The sequence below is a fragment of the Candidatus Acidulodesulfobacterium ferriphilum genome, assembly GCA_004195035.1.
In the GTDB taxonomy this organism is placed as follows: domain Bacteria; phylum SZUA-79; class SZUA-79; order Acidulodesulfobacterales; family Acidulodesulfobacteraceae; genus Acidulodesulfobacterium; species Acidulodesulfobacterium ferriphilum.
The window spans coordinates 1-21,946 of the sequence record SGBD01000003.1 but is presented as its reverse complement, the minus strand read 5'-3'; the positions used below and the strand labels follow the sequence as shown (position 1 = coordinate 21,946).

Sequence of the window (21,946 nt, the reverse complement as noted above, 5' to 3'; positions counted from 1 at the left end):
ATATATTATGATTTCTCCAAATATATCGATATTAGACGGTTCTTTGTTTTTTACTATATCGCTGGTATTCGCGCTGTTATCGTTTTTAGGCTATTTTTCGTTTTTATTTTCGGGCAATAAGCTGGTTTCCAAGCTGTCTTTTGCCGCTTTGATTACGGCCTTTACGATACAGACATTCGCTTTTGCGGAAAGATGGATTTATGCGTATAAGATTGGAATAAATACGCCCCCGTTGGTTGATTTATACGATTCGCTGGCGTTCTTTGCCTATGTCGTCATATTCGGCTTTATTCTTATTCGGCTTTTCTACGATTTTGACGCTCTGGGATTTATCGTAACATTCGTCGCGGCTGCGGCTCTGGCTTTTGCATCGTTTTCCCCGCTTGCCCCAAGCGCAATAGAACCTACTATTCCCGCGCTTCAAAGCTATTGGCTGCTTTATCACATTATAGCGCTTTTTATGGCGTACGGGGCGTTCGGGGTATCCTTTGGTCTCGGTATTCTTTATCTGCTTAAATACAAAAAAGAAAACAACCTGGTCAAAAAACAGGGAAGGTTTTTAAGCCTGCTGCCAGATTCAACCATCATCGATGAGGCCATTTATAAGGTTATAGTATTCGGACTTGTGTTTTTAACGGCGGGTATCGTTATCGGCGCCGCGTGGGCGGACAGCGCATGGGGAGGATTCTGGAGCTGGGACCCGAAAGAAACATGGTCGCTCATAACATGGCTTACTTATATCCTGTTTATACATGCCAGAATTGCGAAGGGTTGGGCGGGAAAGAAAATGGCATGGATTGCGGTTATCGGATTTGTCGTCGTAATATTCTGCTATCTGGGCGTAGATTTAATAATTCCGGGTCTTCATTCTTACGCAACCCCCGGGTCAACCCCTGTATTATAAAAATAAATATTTATAAAAAATAATCTAGTCGAGGCTCCGAAAAAACTTGAAAGAGGCGGGCAAAAAAATTTTACCCTTTAAACCGTATATTTATAACAGTGAATTTGTCGATATTAAAGATGTCGTTTCCCCGCCTTACGATGTGATAGATGAGAAACTTCAAGACAACCTGTATAAAAAATCGGATTTTAACATTATAAGATTGGAACTCGGAAAAGAGTTTAGCGGCGATAACGGTGGCGGCAATAACAGATATTCCAGAGCAGGCGGGTTTTTTAAGGACTGGATTAAGAGAGGGATTTTAAAATTAGAAACCGAAAATTCTATATATATTTATGTTCAAAAATTCTACGCAGGCGGCGCCCTTTATGAAAGAATCGGATTTATATCGCTTTTTTCGTTAAATAAGGCGGATGAAGAAGGCGGCGGCAATAACAACAGTATTTACGGACACGAAATGACGCTTTCAAAGCCGAAAGAGGATAGATTTAAGCTCATGGAGGCTGCAAAAGCCAATTTCAGCCCTATTTTTTCGATATTCGAAGATAAGGATTTAAATGTTTTAAACATATTGACCGGTTCGATAAAAAGTGCCGCGGCAAGGAAAATTTTCGATTTTAAAGATGATAGCAATACGGAACATATACTATACGGAATTTCCGACGAAAGCATAATAAAATCCATTCAAAATGAAATAGACGGAAAATCCTTTTACATAGCGGACGGTCATCATAGATTCGAAACATGCGTTAATTTTAGAAACTATGTCAGACAAAACGGAATAAACGGAGTTAATGCCGATGCCTGCATGATGTACTTTGCTCCGGCAAACCAAAAAGGTCTTATTATATTGCCTACGCACCGCTGTATCGTCAATAAAAAAATCGAGCTCGAAGCATTTCTTGACGAAATAAAAGCCGATTTTAACATACGGGAGGTTGATTCAGAGGTTTTGCTGAAAGAGACGAAAAAAGCCGGAAAAAGCGGCACTTCGTTTGGATTTGCGCATAGTTCGGGAAGGAATTTTATATTGTCTTTTAAAAATAATAAAACGGGAAAAGATGCGGACGCCGAAAAAAGTCCCCTGGAATCCCTCGATGTTTCTATTTTGGAAAATTATGCACTGAAAAAAGCCCTGAAAATTTCTCAGGACGACATTGACAATCAAAGATATTTAATTTACGAAAAGGATGCAAACAGGGCTTTAGAAAAGCTTAACGACGGGGTTGTGAACGCCGTATTTTTTATGAACCCCACTAAAATAGAGGATGTAATTAAGATAGCCTCGCAAAACTTACGAATGCCGCAAAAATCCACCTTCTTTTATCCTAAACTCATTACAGGCTTAACCATAAATCCATTGATGAGTTAGGAAAACTGCTATCCGCCGCCTGCTTTCTTTAATTTTTAATTCTCGGTTCGGTATTCACCCAAATCCCGATTTAGAACAATATTTATAAGTTTTAATGCTAAATAACACTGGATTCCTGCTTTCGCAGGAATGACACATTTTGGGTTAAAAGTTAAATCTTTACATAGTCATTCCCGCGTAGGCGGGAATCCAGAAAATAAATTTCTAAATCGGGATTTGGGATTCAAAATTGTATTGTTTATATTTTATAAATTAATTATAATAAAAAACTAAACATTTATAAAATTGGAAAAGGAAATGAAGGATTGCATTTTTTGCAATATTGTTAATAAAAAAATAAATGCGGGTGTAGTTAAAGAAACCGATAATTTTATTGTTATAAAGGATATAAATCCGGTTTCGCCGGTTCATCTTTTGTTAATATCGAAAGAACACTACGACAGCATTCTCGATATAAATAACAAATTTAACGGAAATGAAGTATTTGCCTTAATTAACGACCTGGCAAACGATTTTAAGGTCGAAGAAAGGGGTTTTAGAATTGTCATAAACACTAAAGAAAACGGCGGTCAAACAGTGAATCATATGCACATACATTTTATGGCGGGACGCGGTTTTGGCTGGCCCCCGGGTTAAAAATTAAAAAAATAATAAAGGAGAATACACATTAATGGAAGCCTGGTTTTTCGAAAACCAAACCGGCAATTTTGGCATAAAAATTCGCATAGAAAAGATATTGCATCACGAATATTCCAACTTTCAAGAAATCACGGTTTACGATACATTTGAATTTGGCAGGATGCTTGTTCTGGATCAGGCGATTATGTTTACCGATAAAAACGAGTTTATCTACCATGAAATGCTCGGACTTGTCCCTCTTTTTTCGCATAAAAACCCCGAAAGGATTCTCATTATAGGGGGGGGCGACGGCGGGGTTATCAGGGAATGCCTTAAAAATCCCTTTGTTGAGCATATCGACCTTGTCGAAATAGATAAAAGGGTTGTGGATGTGTCCAAGGAGTTTTTCCCCGAGATTGCCTGCGGGCTTAAAGACCGCAGGGTTGAGGTGATTGCAGACGATGGGATAGAATTTTTAAAAAGGGTGGAAAGCAGCGGCAGATACGATGCTATTTTGATAGATTCAACCGACCCTGTCGGTCCTGCCGAGGGCTTATTTAAAAGAGATTTTTATGAGTCGGCCGAAAGAGCGCTGAAAGATGACGGCATCTTTGCGGCACAGACGGAATCCCCGTTTTTTAATAAAAATTTGATAAGGGATATTAATAAAATTATTAAAGATATTTACGAAAAACCGTCCATTTATTATGCTATGATTCCCGTTTATCCCAGCGGCTTATGGAGTTTTACGATAGGTTCCAAAAAATATCAGCCTCAAAATATCAATGAAAGCTATAAAGGGTTTGATTTTACCTCTCTCAGTCTCAAATATTACTCGCCCGAAATTCATGCCTCGTCATTTATTTTACCTAATTTTGTAAAGGAGATATGTAAATAGATTTATGAAAATGAAAGAAGAAAATTTAATATCAAAAACCGCATCTTTTCTTAACTCCTCCGATTCTTATGAAAATTCTAAAATAGTTCTTCTCGGAATTCCAATGGATTATACCGCAAGCAATATTCCCGGCTCCAGGTTTGCTCCTAAAAGGATAAGGGAATTATCGGGCACGCTTGAAAGTTATAGCCCCGTTTTCGATGAAACGATAGACGATAAATTTTACGATATCGGCGACATTGTTATGCCGTGGGGCAATATCGACAAAAGCATCAAATTTATCGACAAAATCGCAAAGGATTTATTGGGGGACGGCAAAAAAATTGTCGGCATAGGCGGAGACCATTTAATAACCTACCCCATTATAAAGCAATATATATCTGTATTTAAAGATTTAACCGTGGTGCACCTCGATGCCCATACCGACTTAAGAGATCAATGGAGCAACGAAAAGTTTTCCCATGCCACTGTTTTAAGGCGTGTTTATGAGGTTCTAAAAGAGGGCAGCCTTTACCAGTTCGGCATTCGTTCGGGTTCGAAGGAAGAGTTCGAATTTGCGGATAAATTTACCCGTCTTTATAAATATGATGTTTGCGAACCACTTAAAAGGGTTATCGGACAGTTAATAGGCAGGGATATTTATTTAACGATAGATATCGATGTGCTTGACCCTGCTTTTGCTCCCGGCACAGGCTATCTCGAAGCGGGAGGGATATCGTCTAAAGAGCTTTTTGACGCCGTATCGTTAATTATATCGGAACTTAATGTTGTGGGTGTCGATGTGGTCGAGGTTTGTCCGCCGACGGATAATTCCGATAGAACATCGGCTATCGCGGCAAAACTTATCAGAGAAATTATTATCGGCTTAAGCAAGAAATCATAATATTTATTTCAAAAAATAATCTAAAAGCAATAAACCAAATTAAAAAATTTAAAAAATAGAAATACGGGAGGAGCGAAAACAGTGTTTGAGACGCCTGATACATACACATTAGTGAGTGGGGAGTCCAATGGAACTTCAAAATTGGGGGCATTTGACATTGCAATTCTAAAAGCGGGCATCGGCAATACGAATTTAATTAAATTGAGTTCCATATTGCCTCCAAATTCAACTTTTACAAATAAAATAACATATCCGAAGGGAGTTTTAGTTCCCATCGCTTACGGCTATGCCGTAAGCGATAAGCAGGGCGAAACGATTTCGGCATCAGTTGCGATTGCCATATCCAAAGAAGACGGATTTGGTGTTATAATGGAATATTCGGGCGTTGCATCTGCAAAAAATGCCGAAGAGACGGTCAGAAAAATGGCGGAGGATGCCATGAATTACAGAAATATCGGGATTAAGGAGATAAAATCGATTGCCGTAGAACATACCGTTACGGTTAGCTGGGGCTGTGCCTTTGCAGGCGTTCCTATGTGGTATTCGAAACTCTTAACTAATAAATAAATTTTAAACAATGCCCGCTCATAACTCCCCTCCCCTTTTATGGTGGAGGGATAGGCGGGGATAAATAAGGAGTTAATTTTTATTGACTAAAACTTTCGTACTTTCAACATCCATTGGCTTATTGTTTGTTATAGCTTTGATTTTTATCGTAGGACCGAAAAGCATATTGCAGATGATAAGCCACTTAAGTATTATAGACTTTATACTTTTATTTTGCCTGTCTTATCTCGCGCTATTTTTTTCGGCGCTTTCATTTAATAACGCCTTAAATGTATATGATGCCAAAATTGATTTAAAAAATCTTACGAACATAAAACTTATAGGCTATAGCGCAAATTACATCGCCCCGTCTGGAATATTTGCGGGTTTTATCGGCGGCGATGCCATTATGGCGTTAATACTGAAAAAAAGAAGCGGGCTTGAATTTAAACGGGGCTTTTCGGCGGGCCTCGCGGCTAAGGTGATAGAATTTGCGGTATTTTTGCTGTTCATTTACCTCGGTCTTATACTCGGTTTCAGGTATTTCTATCTTCCGCCGGAAATCTGGTTTTTTTTATTTATCGCAGGCATATTTGTCGGCGTAGTAACCCTTGTTTTTTTAATTAATCCGATTATAGACAACAGGTTTTTCACTAAAATATTGCAATATTTAACAAGATTTAAAATTCTTAACAATTTAATATCCAAGATTTTAAAGCATATAAACGATTTTGAAAAAGAGCTTCACCTGTTTTATGTAAAAGGCGCAAAATATCTATTTTTAAGCCTCTTTTTAAGCATTACGGAGACTGTAATTCTTGTTTTTCAAATATGGCTTCTTGTTCACTTTCTTGGCATTAATATGGGTTTTTCCAAGACTCTCCTCGTGTTTTCGGTTTCGATGCTTGTATTCGCCCTGCCGCTCGCGCCCGGTTCCGCTGGAACCTATGAGCTGTCGCAGGTCGGTCTTTTTGATATTCTGGGATTGGGGTCGGATTTGGGTCTTACCTTCAGCCTTATAATGAGAGCGGTAAATTTGCTTATGGTCGCCATTTCTTTTTTTCTTGTTCCTCATTACGGCATACATTTTTTTAAAAAAAGCGAAGAGGATTCATAATATATGAAAATATTATTTTCGTTATGCAGCTGGGGTTTGGGGCATGCCACAAGGTCTCTTCCCATCTTGAGGCGGCTTGTAAAAGATTCCCATGAGGTAATAGTTTACACCTCTGGAAGAAGTCTGGCGCTATTACAGTCCGAGCTTAAAGACGGCGCAAGGTTTGTCGCTTCGGTGCCTTATCCGTCCCCATATTCCGATAAAATCGGGTTTGCCTTCAGATTTTTGAAAACAGCCCCAAAGATAATGAAAGTTATTAAGGAAGAAAACCTTGAGGTTGACAGGATGATTAAGGAAAACAAAGTTGATCTGATAATTTCTGACTCAAGGTTTGGCTCGTATTCCAGGGTGGTTCCGTCTTATCTTATTTTTCATCAATTGCGGTTTATAGCGCCTTTAAGGCTGGCGCCGGCAGAAATGGTAACCGAGTTTTATAATCATAATCTGCAAAACAAGTTTGAAAAAATTATCGTTCCTGATTATGCCGAAAACTCGCTTTCGGGGGATTTGTCGCATAATTTAAGATATTTTAAACCGGAAAAAGTAGAATATATAGGGATTCTTTCCGATTTTGAGAGTCTTGATGTCAAACAGGATTTAGATTACCTGTTTTCCATTTCCGGTCCTGAACCTACAAGGACGATACTTGAAGAAAAGCTGTTTTCGCAGCTTCCTCTTTTAAACGGCTCTAAAATTGCCGTTGCGCTTGGAAAGCCGGGTAAGTTTACGAAAGAGGTCGTGGGCAATACGGTTATATATTCATACCTTGAAAAAGCAAGGCGCGATGAGCTTATGAACAGGGCAAAGATAGTCGTTTCAAGGTCGGGTTATACAACCATAATGGATGTTGCCGAGATTAACAGGAATGCCCTTTTTATACCTACCCCGGGACAGACGGAGCAGGTTTATCTGGCAAACCATTTAGAAAAGGTCGGGTTCTTTCATTCGGTAAAACAGGGGAAACTTAAACTTGACATAGACGCAAAAGAAGCGTTAAAATTCAAAGGGTTCGTTCCGCCTTGGAAAACCGGCGAAAGTGTCGAGAGGTTTCTTAAAGTGGTAAGGATTAAGGACTGATAATATATAATGTGGGAATTACAAAAAGTAAATTTATATTTGGAGGTTTAATGGTTTCGATAATTATACCTGCCCGTGAAGAAGAAAAATACATAGGAATATCTATCGAAAAACTGTTAAGTCAGAGCGGCGTTATTTTTATAGGAAAAGATGAAAACCCCGCAGATTTTCAAGGCAAAGGCAAAACCGTCTGCGAACTTACGGTTGTCGTTACATGCGGCGAAGACAATACCGAAGGGGCGGTTGCCAAATACCCGAAGGTAAATCTTATTTCGGATAATTTCAGCGGGGTGTCCGAGGCAAGAAATATCGGGGCTAATGTTTCGAGGGGCGATGTTTTCCTGTTTTTAGATGCCGATACGCTTTTAAACGACGGTTTTATTAAACGGCTTGACGGCTTTAAGGAGAAAAATAATTTTATCGGAACATCAAGGCTTTTGCCCGATATTAATACTTTAAAGGCAAGGATTTTTATGTTTGGCAACAATATTGCCCATATAATTTCAAAAACATCTATGGCTTTGATATTTTGCCACAGGGATGTTTATAAAGAAGCGGGCGGGTTCGATGAGAGTATGACTGCGGGAGAAGACCTTAAGTTTATAAGCATTGCGTTAAAAAGCGGGGCAAAGTTTAAATATTTGGGAGATATAAGCGCTGTAACATCTATGAGGCGGTTCGAGACAAACGGCTATATCAGGACTGCGCTGGAATGGATGGGGGGTTATTTCTTTAAACCGCCGGAGCATTACGATGTAGTGAGGTAGAGGGGCGGGCGGAAGTGGGATAAATCCGACCCCTTATAACCCAAAATTGCCGATAGAAACTCTTAAAACTGCTTCAAAGTATTATCAATACTGGATTCCCGCCTACGCGGTAATCCAGAAGATAAATTTCTAAATCGGGATTTGGGTGTATTATTTGTCTTGCAAAAAAAACATCTAAAAATCAGATTACCTTGCCTAAAGAAATAGCTTTAAAATTTCAAGGCGTGGATTATTTTGATATTAAAAAAGACGATAATAAAATCATTCTAACTCCCGTAAAAATTTCCCCGGCCGATACAACCCTTAACGGCACCGGCCGCGTCAAACGCAGTCGGGAGCATGAGAATAAATAAATCTGACACCTTTAATTTTATAAATAGTTCGGTATTATTGATGATAATAGCTTTAATTTTTATATAAAAACCGTTTTCAAATGATTTGAAATCTAAAATTTCATAACTTTTTATCGATTTTGATTTATTGAGGCAATCTAATATTTCCACTCGCTAAATCCTTTTCATCTTTTTTAAGTTTTTCCAATGTTTTTTTATATGCCTTCCATTCTATATAGTCATCCCATATTTCAAAATTTTCTTTGCCGTTTTTTGCGTCCTTCTCAAATTCTTCAAAATTTTTCCCGTATTTTTTTTTGAAAAGAGAAATGATTTCTTCTGTTTTATGAATCTCGTAAAATAAATTGGCATAAAATATATTTTTTATATCTTCTTTCGTTATAGTAAGCATTGAATACCTCTTTTACTTAATACATTATTAAACTTTTAATATTACATTTATATCACTGTTTAAGGAAATAATCAAATTTCAAAAAAAGGTGCAAAAAAGGTGTTCCTTGAATTAATAAGCAAAAAAGGTGTCAGATTTATTTATTCCTTTCGATAAAATCTAAAAGCGGTTCAAGGTATTCAATCTTTCTGCTGTCGGATATTATAGCTTCCTTTTTTATAAAATCCCTTAATTCATCAATTAGCGGCTTCTTTTCAGCATAATCTCTTAATATAAAATTTTGTTCGATATTTTTATAAAATCGTAATAATGGCTCATCTTTCTTTTTATTAAGTTTTGTAAGTGATTCCAAAAGGAGTTCTACATCTATTTTTTGTTCAGAATTGCTTGTTTCAGCCTTTTTCCATTTTTCCAAAATTTCTATTATCTTATTTACCGTTTGAATATCATTTGAATTATTTCCATTTTCTATATGTTTTTTAAAATCCTCAACAAATTCTACAGTATCGGGAACACCCGCTTCTTTCGAAGCACCCGCGCCTAATAAAAAAACAATTTGAGGCTTTTCTTCTTTTTCTTCCACTTAATACCTCCTACTTCATTTAAAAATTTAAAATAACAGTAAAAACAAAAACTCCCGTCCGCGTCAAACGCAGTCGGGAGTAAGAGGATAAATAAATCTGACACCTTTTAATTTCATGTCATAATTTCTAATTATGTAAACCGGTTTGTTAAAAGCAGACCAAAAAATATTAAAATTATTTGATATTTTCAGTAATAAATGTAATAATATAATTATAAATTAAATTTATGGAGATATTTTATTATGTTAAATTTAAAATTGCCTGAAGAGTTAGAAAATAGGCTTGAAGATTTGTCGATTAAAACGCGAAAATCAAAGAGTTTTTATATAAGAGAAGCTTTAAAGTTGTATCTTGAAGAAAATGATGATGCTTCTGTTGCATTAGAGCGTTTGAATGATAAAAATGCCGAGTACTTAAACCACGAGGAAGCAAAGAAATATCTTGGATTATAAATTAATCTGGCATAAATCCGCATTAGATGATTTAAAAAGTTTAGACATTTCTCTTTCTCGAAAAATATTTGAAAAAGTTGAAAAATACTTATCACAAGATCCAATTGGACTTGGTAAACCTCTGAAACAAAATTTTTCCGGAATGTTTAGATATCGTTATGGTGATTATAGAATTATATATATTGTTAATGAAACAGAGAAAACCATTACGATTTTAGAAGTCGGCCATAGGAAAAATATATATAAATAAAATAAAATCAAATCAAAAAACAAAAAAGGTGTCGGATTTATTTATTCTCTTCAAAAAGAAATGAAACCGCCATTCCCTTTTTTAATCCGCATTAGTTAATGGGTTAATTGTTTTAAAGCCAATAATTTTAACTATATTACAGAGATTGTCATCGGCAGAAACAAAATACCAATCATTTTCGGAAATTAAGCTGAAACATCCGAGATGCAATGCGTCTAAAGTTCTAAGGCCGTGTTTTTTGCCGTATTTTTTTAATAAATTTTCGGATTCTTATAAAACGGGATAGCTCATATTCTCAACATTGAACAGGGCAACTTCTTCTTCAAAACCTTCAATTGCCAAATTTAAAGAATATTCGTCTATCTCATTATTCCTGAATCTTCTGTATAAAGCGCTTAAAAACTCCAATTTACAAAGATCCAATACGAAAATTTTATTGTTTTGGGAGGCTATAAGTTTTGTAACTTTTTCCGAACCGTCTTCTTCGTGAAAAAATTTTACAAGTGCGGATGTGTCAAAGAATAGAATCATATCCTTTCTTCTCTGAGTAATACGATATCCTTTCCGAGAGAGCCCTTTATGTTTTCAAGAGCCTTTCGCGTTTTCATATAAGACAAGCCGCTCTTTTTAACCGGTTTTATCTGCGACGATTTTAATGCAATTACCATATCGTAAACTTTTATAATTTCGGACGGTTCCAGATATTCTAATTCCTTTATGGTTTGGTCTTTTAGTTTCATATTAATGCCTCTAAAATTATTAATTTATATATTAAATATATTATTACATATAACAATTAAAGTAAAGTCAATTTCCCCATGCCCTTATTTAATCAAAAATCAATAGATAAGCTAATATTTAGATATAACCGTATCCCGCCCTACCTAAAAAGAAGCAGGAGATTTAGTTTTGTGTTACATTCCGGCTATAATTTTAGCCTTTTGCCTAACCTAAAGCCTCCCGGCGATGAAAGGCAATTTTTGATTTATGCTTGGTCAAGCTTGGAGTCCTGTCGTCAACGATAAATTTATCCAAGTCCTCAAGCCTGAAACGGTACTGTCTGTCCGAATATTTTTACGAAAGATATTTGTTTAAATGGGGTGGGGTGTCAAAGTCAGGGAAAAAAAGGACTTATTGCATAAATGCCAATAAGTCCTGAAATGCAGATTTGACAAGGGTTTAAGAGATTAAATAATATAGTTGACTTTAATTCAAGTCTTCAGGGATTCTTCCGATTATTGTTTCTTTAAATTTAACTTCGGATTTGCTCATAACGGTTGCCCCTTATTTTAAATATCCATAAATAAAAACTCCCGACCACGGCAAACGCAGTCGGGAGTGAGAGAATAAATAAATCTGACTTTAATTAAAAATTAATAATTAAGAGGCGATTTTATTGAATTCATAACTCAAAGGAAAAATCTTATCTAAAGAAATGCGTTTAGATGCATCAGTTATCTCTATACCAACGATTTTATCGTCTTTTCCTATATCTAAAACGACATCTTCGGAAACTCTTTTATTAATTAAATCTTGAGCCCTATCATCTAACCTGATATATAATAGATCTGTTTTATCATTGTAGGCAATATTCATATTTCAACCTCCCATTTTCCATAAAAAACATATACGGTTACAGTAATTATTTTATTGTTTTCAATAATAAAAAATACTTCAACCCTTTTCTGTTCATAATAATTATTAAGTCTATTTTGCTTAAATTCGTAAATTTTAGCCTTTCCAATGCGACCATATTTTGACCCAATTATAAAACCATTGTTAATAACTTCTTTAATTTCAGTTTCATTAGTTCCTCTTTCTTTAGCCCTCAATAATGTGTGTGTATCAATTTGAATATCCATTTAAAGCAAAAAATAAAATATATTTAATTTCCTGTATTTTTTCATTTAAATAAAACAGTTTTTATTATAAAAAAAATTTACTTACATTATATCACGAAAATAAAATCAATAATAAAAAATAATAAATTATGAATAATGCGGTTTACATAGCGGAAAATTATGAGGCAAGGAAGAAAGGAAGGAAAAAACAAAAACTCCCGACCACGGCAAACGCAGTCGGGAGTAGGAGAATAAATAAATCTGACACCTTTAATTATTTTAATTATTTCATTTTTTCAATACTTGACAAATAACACAGTTACTGACACCTTTTTTTCCTGAAACGCAGAATTGGCAAGGGTTTCAGAAATTAAATAACATAGTTGACTTTAATTTTTGATTAACTTTAATTTTATTATTTATTATAAATTAGCTTTATCCAATAAATAATTTTCATGAAAATCGCAAGAAAATAAAGATTCTAAAGAAAACTTTTGCGAAGCATCAAGAATCTCTATGCCCACGATTTCATTTTTATTTGTCGTATCAATATTTATACCGCCTTCAACTTCGATAACCCCTGTAGGTTTAACGTCGGATAATTTTATATATGCCGCATCAACTTCTTTATCGTAGAATATCTTCATTTTTTATTACCTCTCTTAAATGGAAATACACTTATTACTACAATTTTTCCGTTCTCAACAGTAAAAATAATTTTACATAATTAAAAATTATATAACTGAATGAAAAACTGTGAAAGGAAATAAAAACTCCAGGCCGCGTCAAACGCAGTCGGGAGTAAGAAAATAAATAAATCTGACACTTTTTTTTAAGCGGTTTTTTCTAATTGAATATTTCCTAAATTAAAAATAATTGAATTCAGATTAACTTTTTGTCTAGCATGCTCAATTTCAAAACCAACAGGTTGCGAATTTTCATCTAAATCAATAACTACATCTTGGCTTATTTCTTCTGATTCAACGCTTGGATTGTCGGATAAAGTTATGTATAGCGTGTCTGTATCATTATAATAATCTATTTTCATTATTGTTTACCTTCTTTAAAATTCCTATCAAAAAAAGCATTATGAATAGTTTCGCCGTCTTCTAAGAAAACTACGCGTAAATATTTCTTAACCTCATCTATATATCCCAGTATCTTATTCTTCCATCGCCTTGAATTTCTTTTTTAACATAACTTGTTTTAATTTCTGATAACCATTCCAATTTAATATAAGGTCTTTTAATTAAAACCTTATCCGTAAAATATTTTGATAATTTAAAATCCATATTAAATTATTTTTTTATATTATTATATCAAAATAAAATAAAAAATAAAATCAATACAATTTGATAATTGAAATAATTAACATAATTATAAATTGTAGGACAAGAAGTAAAAACAAAAACTCCCGATCGCGTCAAACGCAGTCGGGAGTAAGAGAATAAATAAATCTGACACCTTTTTTTTTATTAATCTGCTTTCTATGCAGGGTTTTATAGTATTTATATATCCTTTCTTTTTTGCGGACAATAATATTCCCAAACTTCCCGTTATTTTTATATTATTTGCCGATGCGGCTTTTCTTGCAAGCCTATCGTCTATTATTAGAAAATCGGCATTTATGGCTTTACAAAGAGCTATGGCTTCTAATTCTCCCTGCCCCAAACAAATATCGTTTAATAAGTATTCGCCTATGTTTTCTTTTGATACTTTATTCTATAAATAATTTCTTAATTTTTCGGATTCAGGTTTGTCATTTAACGTTATTTCATTATAAACGGCTTCGGGAACGATTATTTTATCAAAAAACATATCTAATAAATCAAGGCGGTTGCATATAGACAATGCTATCAGTGATGAACTATCGGCAACGGCAATCATTTAATTTATAAACTTGTTTAATGTTTTTAATTCTTCGTCTAATTCGCGGGGAGAATAATTTATTGCGGGTATTTGATATTTGCCTAATAATTCCATAAAATTCATTTCATTTATTTTTAGAAATTCGGCGACTTTGCCGAGAGATATTTTGCCGAGTTCATACATTTTTATTATGGCCATAAGCTTTATATCGTCGGCAAGGTTTTGCGCATCTTCGTTTAATAATGCCGTTATGTCTTCGGGAAGTTCCAATGTTATTTTCATATTGTTCTAATTTTGTTGATTAAGAGTTACTTCGTTTTATTTCCTATATTTTATAAACTTTTTTTATATATTATACCATATAAAAAAATAGAAAAAATAATTTTTTACAAAATTATAATATTTGGAGGGTTGAAATGCGGATATTAGATTACTTTATCACGCTTAGCAAATACGGTTAGGGGCAGGGGGGATAAATCTGACTTTATTAAAATAAATCGGATAGCATTTTACTTAAAAACTCCCGGCCGCGTCAAACGCAGTCGGGAGTAAGAGAATAAATAAATCTGACACCTTTAATAAATCATAACACCTTTAATTTATTAATATGCTGTTCCTGCAATTAGAATAGGCGAACTGCTATAATCATTAACAGCGTATATTTGGAAATTTGAACCAGCAAAGTTGGTTCCGGCAACGGCTTCATAACCGCCTCCGCAAGAGCTGTTCGTACCAGTTGTTCCAACGGCTGCTCCACCTACACCAAGCGGTGCAACAGTTACCGGCCAAGCAGCTGTGCCTATAACCGTCGGGGTAGCATCGGTAGCAGTAGAGCTTATTCCTACGCCATAATAGAAATATAGGCTTCCTTTAGGGTAAAAACCAATATCAGCGAAGCCTCCAATTGCTTTAGTTCCGGGTGTATTACCCACGGTAGGTTTAGGCGCCGCACCGGGAGCATATGTCGTATAACTGCCGTTATTAGTAAGAACACCACCAGTACACGCAAAAGGCGCAACATCTGCATAGTATGTTCCTGCGCCTGCTGTGTTTGTGGCATCATACATAGCGTGAACAGGTGAAACAGCGCCTGCGGCCAATGCTGTTGCAGTGGGACCAGAACTTGACCCCGCACTAATATACATTGAGTTTGTCGCGTTAAACGCCGTTTCGTCCGTAAATATGGCTCCTAAGTTCGTGGACGCTTCCGAATCCTTTGCCCTATTGACGTAGCTTAAATTGACGAATTAACTTAATTAAACCGGCACTCCGCCTTGCTTTCTAACAGTATTAAGCATTTGCAGACATTCTATATTTTACCGGATTTTCTGTATTTTCCGTATTTTGATTTCAATTCTGGCACAATTTTGTCACAGTTTTAAAAATTCAAACGACAATTTTTGTCAATCGGTGACAATTTTTGTCATACCCCGTAAATATAAATAAAATTATACATTTCAAAGGATTTATTAATTTTAAGTTGACAATTTTTGTCAAATAACATATTTTAAGAAAGAATATTAATTTATTTAGATTTTATAAAAATGGCAGTAAAATAGACCTATTGCACAGGTTTTAATGCTTTTTTTACGCTCTGGCATAAAATATGCTTATCTATACTTTATAATATAAAGTAAAAAAACAAACAAAAAAATAAAATAATTATTTGCGGATTAAATTAACCAAATTAACATATCTAACTTTTTAAGGAGGCAACACAAATGAACATTAACAGATTAAAAGGGAAAAAAGGCTTTACATTGATAGAGCTTTTAATCGTCATCGCCATTATCGGCATCTTGGCGGCGATAGCGATTCCCACTTATTTGAGCTATGTAAACCGCGCAAAGGATTCGGAGGCGTCCACGAACCTCGGCGCAATCTTTACGGACGAAACAGCGTTTAACGCGACAAATTCGACTTATATCAGCGCGGGAACTTCTTCTGCACCGGCAACGGCTCTTACTGCTAAGGCAGCTTCGCCCACCCACGCTTTTTACGATGCAACATTAACAAAGGGAGCAGGATTATATATTTCCGATATACCTCCGTTTGCTTGCAATGGAGGGACATTAGACACTATGGGCGGACTTAATACAATCAATACAACGACCGGTGCAATAGCCCCAACCGCCGCTACGTCAACAACCTTATCTGTTCAAGCTCAAGGCGGCTTTGCCGATATCGGTTTTTATCCCAAAGGAACCCTGTATTTCTCCTATGGGGTGGCATCACTTTCCGGCCCCACCGTTGCCGCTCAAGCAGCAGGAGTAGCTGCAGCGTGGCCCCCGACAGTCACCTCGCTCGCATCAGGCGCCACACAAACAGGGGCAGCAGGAGCAAACGGCTATTGCGGAGGCGGATATGCCGCTTTTGCTGAAACCAATTTTACTGGCTCTAACTGGCAGATATATGCCGTTGACGATTTCAGCAGTTCGGCGAATTTAGTTTCCGGAACAGCTTACTAATCTTAATCTACTTTACGGCTGATATTTAAGATTAAAGGTGTCAGATTTATTTATTCTCTTACTCCCGACTGCGTTTGACGCGGCCGGGAGTTTTTATTTATGGATATTGTAAAATAAAGGGGAGTAACCGTTATGAATAAATATAATAATTTTGCAAACGAACATAAAGTTAAATTTAAAGAAACAATAATCGGAAGAATCCCTGAAGACCTCGAGCGCGGGGATGATTTTGTCAAAAATTAAAGGTGTCAGATTTATTTATTCCTTTACTCCCGACTGCGTTTGACGCGGCCGGGGGTTTTATTTAGACTTAATTTAAATTTAAATTAAAATAGGAGAAACGTTATGGATAATTATCATAATTTTACAAATGAACATAAAGAAATTATAAAAAAAATAGAACTTTTAAAAACGCAAAAAGATTTTATATCTTTCTTTTTTTCAATTGAATATTTAAAATATATTGCCAAACTTGAAGAATCCAATGATAAAGAAAAAATGACTGAATTTGAAATGATTAAGAACAAAAAGACAAGCGAATTATTTAAAAATTAAAAACAATTAAAGGTGTCAGATTTATTTATTCTCTTACTCCCGACTGCGTTTGACGCGGCCGGGAGTTTTTATTTATGGATATTTAAAATAAAGGGCAACCGTTATGAGCAAATCCGAAGTTAAATTTAAAGAAACAATAATCGGAAGAATCCCTGAAGACTTCGAGCGCGGGGATGATTTGGTCAAAGCAATAAGCGAGTTTTTATTAAAATAATGTTTTTTGTTAAAGAATAATCTTAATGAGCGAAGTATTACTCATAAGCTTGCCGAATATATACAGAAATATTTTTCCGATTATAATGTGGATTGCGAGTATAACAGGATGCCGAACAAAAGAAATAATAATGGCGAAGCAGAGGCAAAGTTTATTCCTAAAGAATTAAATTTAAGCGTATCCAAAACACGCTCAAATGACGATAAAGGAACGACGGTTTATCCCGATATTATAATTCATAAAAGAGGCAGTAATAAATCTAATCTCATAGTTATTGAGGCAAAGAAAAAAGCCAATGTCACCAAAAAATTAAGATTAAAGGTGTCAGATTTATTTATTCTCATACTCCCGACTGCGTTTGCCGTGGCAGGGAGTTTTTGTTTTTACTGTTATAAAAAAAAGAAAAAGGTCTTTTTTCTTGGCTGCCTTAAATTTTTAAAAAAGATTTATTTATTCCCAATGACATTGTTGCGTTGACCTAAAACCCAAGGGTGTTATCTTTCCGGGCATTGATAATGAAAATTGAAATGCGGCGACTAAGTAATTTGTGTATCGGCGGCATAACATATCTTTATTATTATTTGGATGATTTATAAAAAATTTGCAAATTATTTGAGCTATCTGCTTTATTACTTAAGCTGTTGATCGAGTGTTGTATATTATTCTTTTTATCTAAAATTAATAAAAAGGGTATAAAATCCCATACGCCATCGATTTTCTTTTTGATATTTTTTAATTTTTTTATATCCGCTTTTATTTTTTCAATAAACTTTTTATCCGGGTCGCCGTTTATTCTGCGCAGTTTAATTTCGATGATCGCGCTGAATTTATTAAAGCTAAATCCTTTACTGGGTAGTTTCATTTTTTCTTTAACTCTTAAAGAGGAAACTTCAATAATTACGATATCCGACCTGTATTTTAATTTCCCTGAATCGCCATACCAGCGCACTTCTGTGTGAAGCGGGATAGATTGCGATAAATCTTTATCTGCGGTTGGTTTTAGTTCGCTGAAAATGTCATTTTGCATAAGCAGGTTAAATAAAAGGCATCTGGCATCGCTTTCGGTTAAATATTTACCCGGAAAGCAACCAAAATCCTTTAGGATTTCGTTTATTGTGCTGGTTATCGTATTTTTAATGTCAATTAAAATGGTTCCTTGGTTCATAATTGTGTTTGTAGGTTATATAATTATTATTTATAATTCTTTCAATATATTCAGGTATCTGCCTCTCATATTTTTTACAAAATTTAACCAGTCTTGTTTTGTTTCGGGGAGCACTTTTTTTGTTTTATCAAAAAGAGTTTTTAAGACCTGTTCCGTTTCAATAGCATCATGTATTTTGAATTAAAGGTGCCAGATTTATTTATTCTCTCACTCTCGCCTGAGTTTGCGGTAATTTTACTTCTGAAACGATTTATGAAAAAATAACCGGGTAAATTGTTACGTCTTATTTTTATTCTAATCAATTAGCGGGTGCGGTAACGCATTATTTAATTTTAACTTTAACAAATTCTTTTACATTCTCTGCAATATATATCGCTTGATTGCTTTCTTCAACGGACGGTAGATAAAAGTCGTCCGGATATCTCGCTTCGATAGAATAATTTGTTAATCTATCGGCATCGTTATCCGATATTAGTTGTTCAAAATCTTTATCTATATCCTTGCAGTAATCGATTAATTCGCTAATATCGTGAGTTTTTAAAGATTTTATTATTTCTATACCGTTGAAAACAAGATATGCTTTTAAATATTTTCAACGCACTGCTGGGCGTGAAAACAGACGGTGTCGGTAGCGGGATCGTTTGCGGTTATTTCATCTTTAGCCGTTTTCAGATCATGGTCTGCTTTAATTATCCAGAGATTTACTAATTCGTCATTCATACGGCTAAGCCTTCTTTTAATGCAAAATATGCTACATAACCGGATTGTTTTTTTCTTTCGTTTACGATATTAAGAGGCTGAATAAGTATATCGCTCGATATTCTTAATTTATTTCTCAGTCCCCTTCTAATATCTCCGGATACTCTTATTTTTGTATCTCTTTCCATATTTTTATCTACGACGACATAAAAGTCCCAATCGCTATCCTCTTTATAGTCACCTCTTGCACGGGAACCGAAAAGATAAATTGCTTCGGTTTTATATCCAGCTTTTTCGACTTCTTCAGTAATTATTAGTTTTGCGGTATTTAATATATAATTTTTATTTTCCATAGATTAATTATATCATTATTTATAAATTTTTATAAATAAACTGGATTTCCCAAAACTAAAATTAAAGTCAGATTTAATCACTCTGGCGGACATAAAAGCTTCACTTTTATAAGCGCCCGCCTCCATATTCGCACTCTCGACTGCGTTTGACTTGGTCGGGATGTTTTTGTTTAATAAAATAATGTATGAAGTGTGAACACTGCCGGAAATAACCATTAACGTTCGGTTAACGCCTCTATAACCCCCTGCGGTCAAGCGTGCATACGCTTGTCAGGTTCGGGCGGAAGCCCGATACAATGCTTTTAAATGTTTGTTTCGCCGTAGTTTAATTTTGCCGCAAGGCTTGGTTTTCAAACCGCTTGCCGGTTTGGAAACCAAAATAAAACGAAGCAAGAAACAAACCTCAACATCGTTGTTTAAATTGTTGCGGATTACAAAATTAATTAATTCTGCAATATATCCGCAAACCCGCTCTCTGTTTGTATTTTTGAGCTTTAGCGAAAAAATACAAACAGAGAGCTAACGACAAAACCTGTTTTAAATAAAAAGTTAAAGAAGGATTTGCGCCGACAGGAAAAAAGTTGCCGGATTATTTTTAACTTGGCTATAAGTTTGCAACGTTCAATAATATATGCTAAAACATATATCATGAATAAATTAACTTATTTAATGAATAATTTTTATGGAACGGTTTCAGGATATTAAAAACATAATTCGGACAATATCGTCAACGAATGGATTAAGTATGCCAGAGGCTATATTTATTATAGAAAAAGCGATGGAAAACGTTTTTTACGGCAAATACAGGGTTGTATTTGATGATTCCTATGATTTATACGCCGAAAACGATGATGAAAAGATACTTATATCGTCGCTTAAGGACGTGAGAAATATCAGGCATAAGATATTTTTAAAAGTTATTAACCTGAAAAATGAGTATATAAGCAATTTGAGAGACAGCATTTCTCTTAAAGAGATAGTTTTGGAGATTAACAAAGAAGCCAATAAATTAAGCACTTCAAAGGATTGGGTTAAATATAATTATTTAATTTCTAAACACATTAGGGGTATGATAGTATCTAAAACGGACGAGTTCTACATTGTTGATATAGGGGTGGGTAAAATCGCATATTTGCCGTTATCGGAAGGTTATTACGAAACTTTTAAAAAATATCCATTTTTCGTTAAAAGCGTTGTCCGTCATTTCGACAAAGGTTTTGTCCGTATATTTTTATCTAAGCCTAAAATAAAAGCGAAACAGGAACGTTCCGGCAAGAAGTTGACGGAAATATTTAAAGACGGCAAGACGGGAAAAGTCGTAAGTCATAAAATAACTGTATTGGTTACGGATAGTTTTGTATGGGTTTACGAAACGAATCATAAACCCATACAGCATACGGAAACGCTTTATAGAAAAGAATTTGTGAAAGGAGATAATTTATCGCGCGTGATAGCCTTATCCGAAGCGGAAAGTTTTTTTAGGCAAATTAATAAAAAGTCTTGACATAGAATTTAAAAATATGAGAAAATAAAATCAATTAATTAGAAATATCTTTCATGCTTCGTTTACGGTATCTCTCTTAAGAGAAAAACGAAAGCACTGCCGGTTATGCACACATTTTGTTTACCTTTTTCAAGTAGTATTTTTGGGGGTGTGTTCAGCAAGAGCTTTTTAGATTAAACAACTTGCTGATTAGCTTAAAACCGGAAATTATAACAAAAAGCGAAAAGATTTTAAATTCAAAACTTAAAATCAACAAAAGGGATACCACTGAAAATTTATCCCCGAAGATTTATCCACGCGGTTGAGTTTTAAAATTATTATTTTAAAGTAGACACCGCCGTTAGATAATTGCCTTTAATAATTATCTATTTTATCCATTCTACGGACAATTTTGTCCAAAAATCCTAAATTTAAATAATATTAAAAATTATTTATTATTATTTAAATCCTATTAGAAATTATTATTTATTTTATTATAATATCCGCTTTTACGGATAATCTATAATTCTTTAAATAATAAAACATTAATAAAATCCTTAAAATTTTAAATTTATTTAACACCTGTTTTCAGGTATAGGGATATTTTTATTTTTTTAGGATTTTACTTTTTGGCGGTCATAGCATTTCTTTGTTTTATTCAATTTACCGCCCCCTAACGCAAATCACGCTAATCTATTTTACACACCCCCGCCTTAAAGGCGGAGAGAAAGATTTGCGGCACTAAAACGCCCGTATTGCCGGGAAACTTCTTATCTAAAAAATATATAATAAAACTGCATACCCAGTTATGCGGTTCATTCCTGTTTCAAACAATCCCATTATTTTAGGCTTTTCAAAGATTTTATCGCCGCTAATTTAGCCCGTCGGAGCTTTTTTGCAACAAACCATTCCGATTTTATTCAAACAAGAAAATCTTAACGCTTTGTTTATGCGCTTTTCTTAATTAATTTAAGAAAAATAAACAAAAGGACAAACACCTTTCTAAAAAGTTTCTGTTCTAAACTTATGTATGCGACACCTTTAGCTAAAATATATTTAAATAGTAGAGTTTGTATTATGAAAGGTA

28 protein-coding genes and 2 pseudogenes are annotated in these 21,946 nt (G+C 34.7%); 15 read left to right on the top strand and 15 right to left on the bottom strand.

Going from position 1 to position 21,946, the window contains the following annotated elements:
• Positions 1-7 precede the first annotated feature (7 nt).
• The 9 genes from ccsB to EVJ47_06010 all read left to right on the top strand — a co-directional run bounded on the left by ccsB (position 8) and on the right by EVJ47_06010 (position 8,182).
• A complete protein-coding gene (gene ccsB / locus EVJ47_06050) occupies positions 8-904 on the top strand; it encodes a c-type cytochrome biogenesis protein CcsB (GenBank protein RZD14227.1) in 897 nt (298 codons plus the stop codon).
• A 46-nt stretch (positions 905-950) separates the two neighbouring features.
• Positions 951-2,276 carry a DUF1015 domain-containing protein gene (locus EVJ47_06045; protein ID RZD14226.1) on the top strand — a complete coding sequence of 442 codons (1,326 nt, stop codon included), beginning with the start codon at positions 951-953 and terminating at the stop codon, positions 2,274-2,276.
• 297 nt (positions 2,277-2,573) lie between these two features.
• Positions 2,574-2,912 (top strand): HIT domain-containing protein, encoded by a 339-nt coding sequence (locus EVJ47_06040; protein ID RZD14225.1) that lies wholly within the window; start codon positions 2,574-2,576, stop codon positions 2,910-2,912.
• Between the two features lie 34 nt (positions 2,913-2,946).
• Complete coding sequence (locus EVJ47_06035) at positions 2,947-3,792, top strand: polyamine aminopropyltransferase (protein RZD14224.1); 846 nt, start codon at positions 2,947-2,949, stop codon at positions 3,790-3,792.
• A 10-nt stretch (positions 3,793-3,802) separates the two neighbouring features.
• Positions 3,803-4,675: an agmatinase gene (gene speB / locus EVJ47_06030; protein ID RZD14410.1), complete on the top strand. Its 873-nt coding sequence runs from the start codon at positions 3,803-3,805 to the stop codon at positions 4,673-4,675.
• Between the two features lie 81 nt (positions 4,676-4,756).
• A complete protein-coding gene (locus EVJ47_06025; GenBank protein ID RZD14223.1) occupies positions 4,757-5,242 on the top strand; it encodes an arginine decarboxylase, pyruvoyl-dependent in 486 nt (161 codons plus the stop codon).
• Positions 5,243-5,324: 82 nt separating this feature from the next.
• Positions 5,325-6,338, top strand: a complete 1,014-nt coding sequence (locus EVJ47_06020) for a flippase-like domain-containing protein (GenBank protein ID RZD14222.1) — start codon at positions 5,325-5,327, stop codon at positions 6,336-6,338.
• Between the two features lie 3 nt (positions 6,339-6,341).
• Positions 6,342-7,415: a glycosyltransferase gene (locus EVJ47_06015; protein RZD14221.1), complete on the top strand. Its 1,074-nt coding sequence runs from the start codon at positions 6,342-6,344 to the stop codon at positions 7,413-7,415.
• Between the two features lie 50 nt (positions 7,416-7,465).
• The gene (locus EVJ47_06010; protein RZD14220.1) at positions 7,466-8,182 is read left to right on the top strand and encodes a glycosyltransferase; all 717 of its coding nucleotides are present in this window, start codon (positions 7,466-7,468) and stop codon (positions 8,180-8,182) included.
• Between the two features lie 477 nt (positions 8,183-8,659).
• On the opposite strand, the gene EVJ47_06005 is transcribed toward EVJ47_06010, so the two are convergent.
• Positions 8,660-8,926, bottom strand: a complete 267-nt coding sequence (locus EVJ47_06005) for a hypothetical protein (GenBank protein ID RZD14219.1) — start codon at positions 8,924-8,926, stop codon at positions 8,660-8,662.
• Between the two features lie 136 nt (positions 8,927-9,062).
• The gene (locus tag EVJ47_06000) at positions 9,063-9,509 is read right to left on the bottom strand and encodes a hypothetical protein (GenBank protein ID RZD14218.1); all 447 of its coding nucleotides are present in this window, start codon (positions 9,507-9,509) and stop codon (positions 9,063-9,065) included.
• Positions 9,510-9,752: 243 nt separating this feature from the next.
• Between EVJ47_06000 and EVJ47_05995 the strand changes: the two genes are divergently transcribed.
• Together EVJ47_05995 and EVJ47_05990 are read left to right on the top strand one after the other, a co-directional pair.
• Complete coding sequence (locus tag EVJ47_05995; GenBank protein RZD14217.1) at positions 9,753-9,962, top strand: ribbon-helix-helix domain-containing protein; 210 nt, start codon at positions 9,753-9,755, stop codon at positions 9,960-9,962.
• Complete coding sequence (locus EVJ47_05990; GenBank protein RZD14216.1) at positions 9,952-10,212, top strand: type II toxin-antitoxin system RelE/ParE family toxin; 261 nt, start codon at positions 9,952-9,954, stop codon at positions 10,210-10,212. Before EVJ47_05995 ends, EVJ47_05990 begins: the two co-directional genes overlap by 11 nt.
• 270 nt (positions 10,213-10,482) lie before the next feature.
• Here the strand turns inward: EVJ47_05990 and EVJ47_05985 are convergent, their stop codons facing one another.
• The 10 genes and pseudogenes from EVJ47_05985 to EVJ47_05940 all read right to left on the bottom strand — a co-directional run bounded on the left by EVJ47_05985 (position 10,483) and on the right by EVJ47_05940 (position 14,989).
• Positions 10,483-10,743, bottom strand: a complete 261-nt coding sequence (locus EVJ47_05985) for a PIN domain-containing protein (protein ID RZD14215.1) — start codon at positions 10,741-10,743, stop codon at positions 10,483-10,485.
• A complete protein-coding gene (locus tag EVJ47_05980) occupies positions 10,740-10,952 on the bottom strand; it encodes a hypothetical protein (protein ID RZD14214.1) in 213 nt (70 codons plus the stop codon). Before EVJ47_05980 ends, EVJ47_05985 begins: the two co-directional genes overlap by 4 nt.
• Positions 10,953-11,592: 640 nt before the next feature.
• Positions 11,593-11,808, bottom strand: a complete 216-nt coding sequence (locus EVJ47_05975; protein ID RZD14213.1) for a DUF2283 domain-containing protein — start codon at positions 11,806-11,808, stop codon at positions 11,593-11,595.
• Positions 11,805-12,074, bottom strand: a complete 270-nt coding sequence (locus tag EVJ47_05970; protein RZD14212.1) for a DUF4258 domain-containing protein — start codon at positions 12,072-12,074, stop codon at positions 11,805-11,807. The genes EVJ47_05975 and EVJ47_05970 overlap by 4 nt, the downstream gene beginning before the upstream one ends.
• Positions 12,075-12,475: 401 nt before the next feature.
• On the bottom strand, positions 12,476-12,700 hold the full coding sequence (locus EVJ47_05965; GenBank protein RZD14211.1) for a DUF2283 domain-containing protein: 225 nt from the start codon (positions 12,698-12,700) through the stop codon (positions 12,476-12,478).
• 185 nt (positions 12,701-12,885) lie between these two features.
• Positions 12,886-13,101, bottom strand: a complete 216-nt coding sequence (locus EVJ47_05960) for a DUF2283 domain-containing protein (protein RZD14210.1) — start codon at positions 13,099-13,101, stop codon at positions 12,886-12,888.
• Positions 13,101-13,345 (bottom strand): annotated as a pseudogene (locus tag EVJ47_05955) (hypothetical protein). Before EVJ47_05955 ends, EVJ47_05960 begins: the two are co-directional and overlap by 1 nt.
• Before the next feature lie 85 nt (positions 13,346-13,430).
• Complete coding sequence (locus EVJ47_05950; GenBank protein RZD14409.1) at positions 13,431-13,754, bottom strand: DUF3368 domain-containing protein; 324 nt, start codon at positions 13,752-13,754, stop codon at positions 13,431-13,433.
• A gap of 186 nt (positions 13,755-13,940) precedes the next feature.
• Positions 13,941-14,204: a UPF0175 family protein gene (locus EVJ47_05945; protein ID RZD14209.1), complete on the bottom strand. Its 264-nt coding sequence runs from the start codon at positions 14,202-14,204 to the stop codon at positions 13,941-13,943.
• Positions 14,205-14,524: 320 nt separating this feature from the next.
• Complete coding sequence (locus tag EVJ47_05940) at positions 14,525-14,989, bottom strand: hypothetical protein (GenBank protein RZD14208.1); 465 nt, start codon at positions 14,987-14,989, stop codon at positions 14,525-14,527.
• Between the two features lie 654 nt (positions 14,990-15,643).
• On the opposite strand from EVJ47_05940, the gene EVJ47_05935 reads away from it, so the two are divergent.
• The 3 genes from EVJ47_05935 (at position 15,644) to EVJ47_05925 (ending at position 17,636) form a co-directional block, all read left to right on the top strand.
• Positions 15,644-16,390, top strand: a complete 747-nt coding sequence (locus EVJ47_05935; GenBank protein ID RZD14207.1) for a prepilin-type N-terminal cleavage/methylation domain-containing protein — start codon at positions 15,644-15,646, stop codon at positions 16,388-16,390.
• A 345-nt stretch (positions 16,391-16,735) separates the two neighbouring features.
• Positions 16,736-16,945, top strand: a complete 210-nt coding sequence (locus EVJ47_05930; GenBank protein RZD14206.1) for a hypothetical protein — start codon at positions 16,736-16,738, stop codon at positions 16,943-16,945.
• 220 nt (positions 16,946-17,165) lie between these two features.
• Positions 17,166-17,636: a hypothetical protein gene (locus tag EVJ47_05925; protein RZD14205.1), complete on the top strand. Its 471-nt coding sequence runs from the start codon at positions 17,166-17,168 to the stop codon at positions 17,634-17,636.
• Positions 17,637-17,736: 100 nt separating this feature from the next.
• On the opposite strand, the gene EVJ47_05920 is transcribed toward EVJ47_05925, so the two are convergent.
• From EVJ47_05920 to EVJ47_05910, 3 genes and pseudogenes are all read right to left on the bottom strand, one after another.
• The gene (locus EVJ47_05920; protein ID RZD14204.1) at positions 17,737-18,324 is read right to left on the bottom strand and encodes a hypothetical protein; all 588 of its coding nucleotides are present in this window, start codon (positions 18,322-18,324) and stop codon (positions 17,737-17,739) included.
• 322 nt (positions 18,325-18,646) lie between these two features.
• A pseudogene (locus EVJ47_05915) lies at positions 18,647-19,044 on the bottom strand (HEPN domain-containing protein).
• Positions 19,041-19,376 carry a nucleotidyltransferase domain-containing protein gene (locus EVJ47_05910; GenBank protein RZD14203.1) on the bottom strand — a complete coding sequence of 112 codons (336 nt, stop codon included), beginning with the start codon at positions 19,374-19,376 and terminating at the stop codon, positions 19,041-19,043. Before EVJ47_05910 ends, EVJ47_05915 begins: the two are co-directional and overlap by 4 nt.
• A gap of 682 nt (positions 19,377-20,058) precedes the next feature.
• Between EVJ47_05910 and EVJ47_05905 the strand changes: the two genes are divergently transcribed.
• Complete coding sequence (locus EVJ47_05905) at positions 20,059-20,880, top strand: hypothetical protein (GenBank protein ID RZD14202.1); 822 nt, start codon at positions 20,059-20,061, stop codon at positions 20,878-20,880.
• Positions 20,881-21,946 lie beyond the last annotated feature (1,066 nt).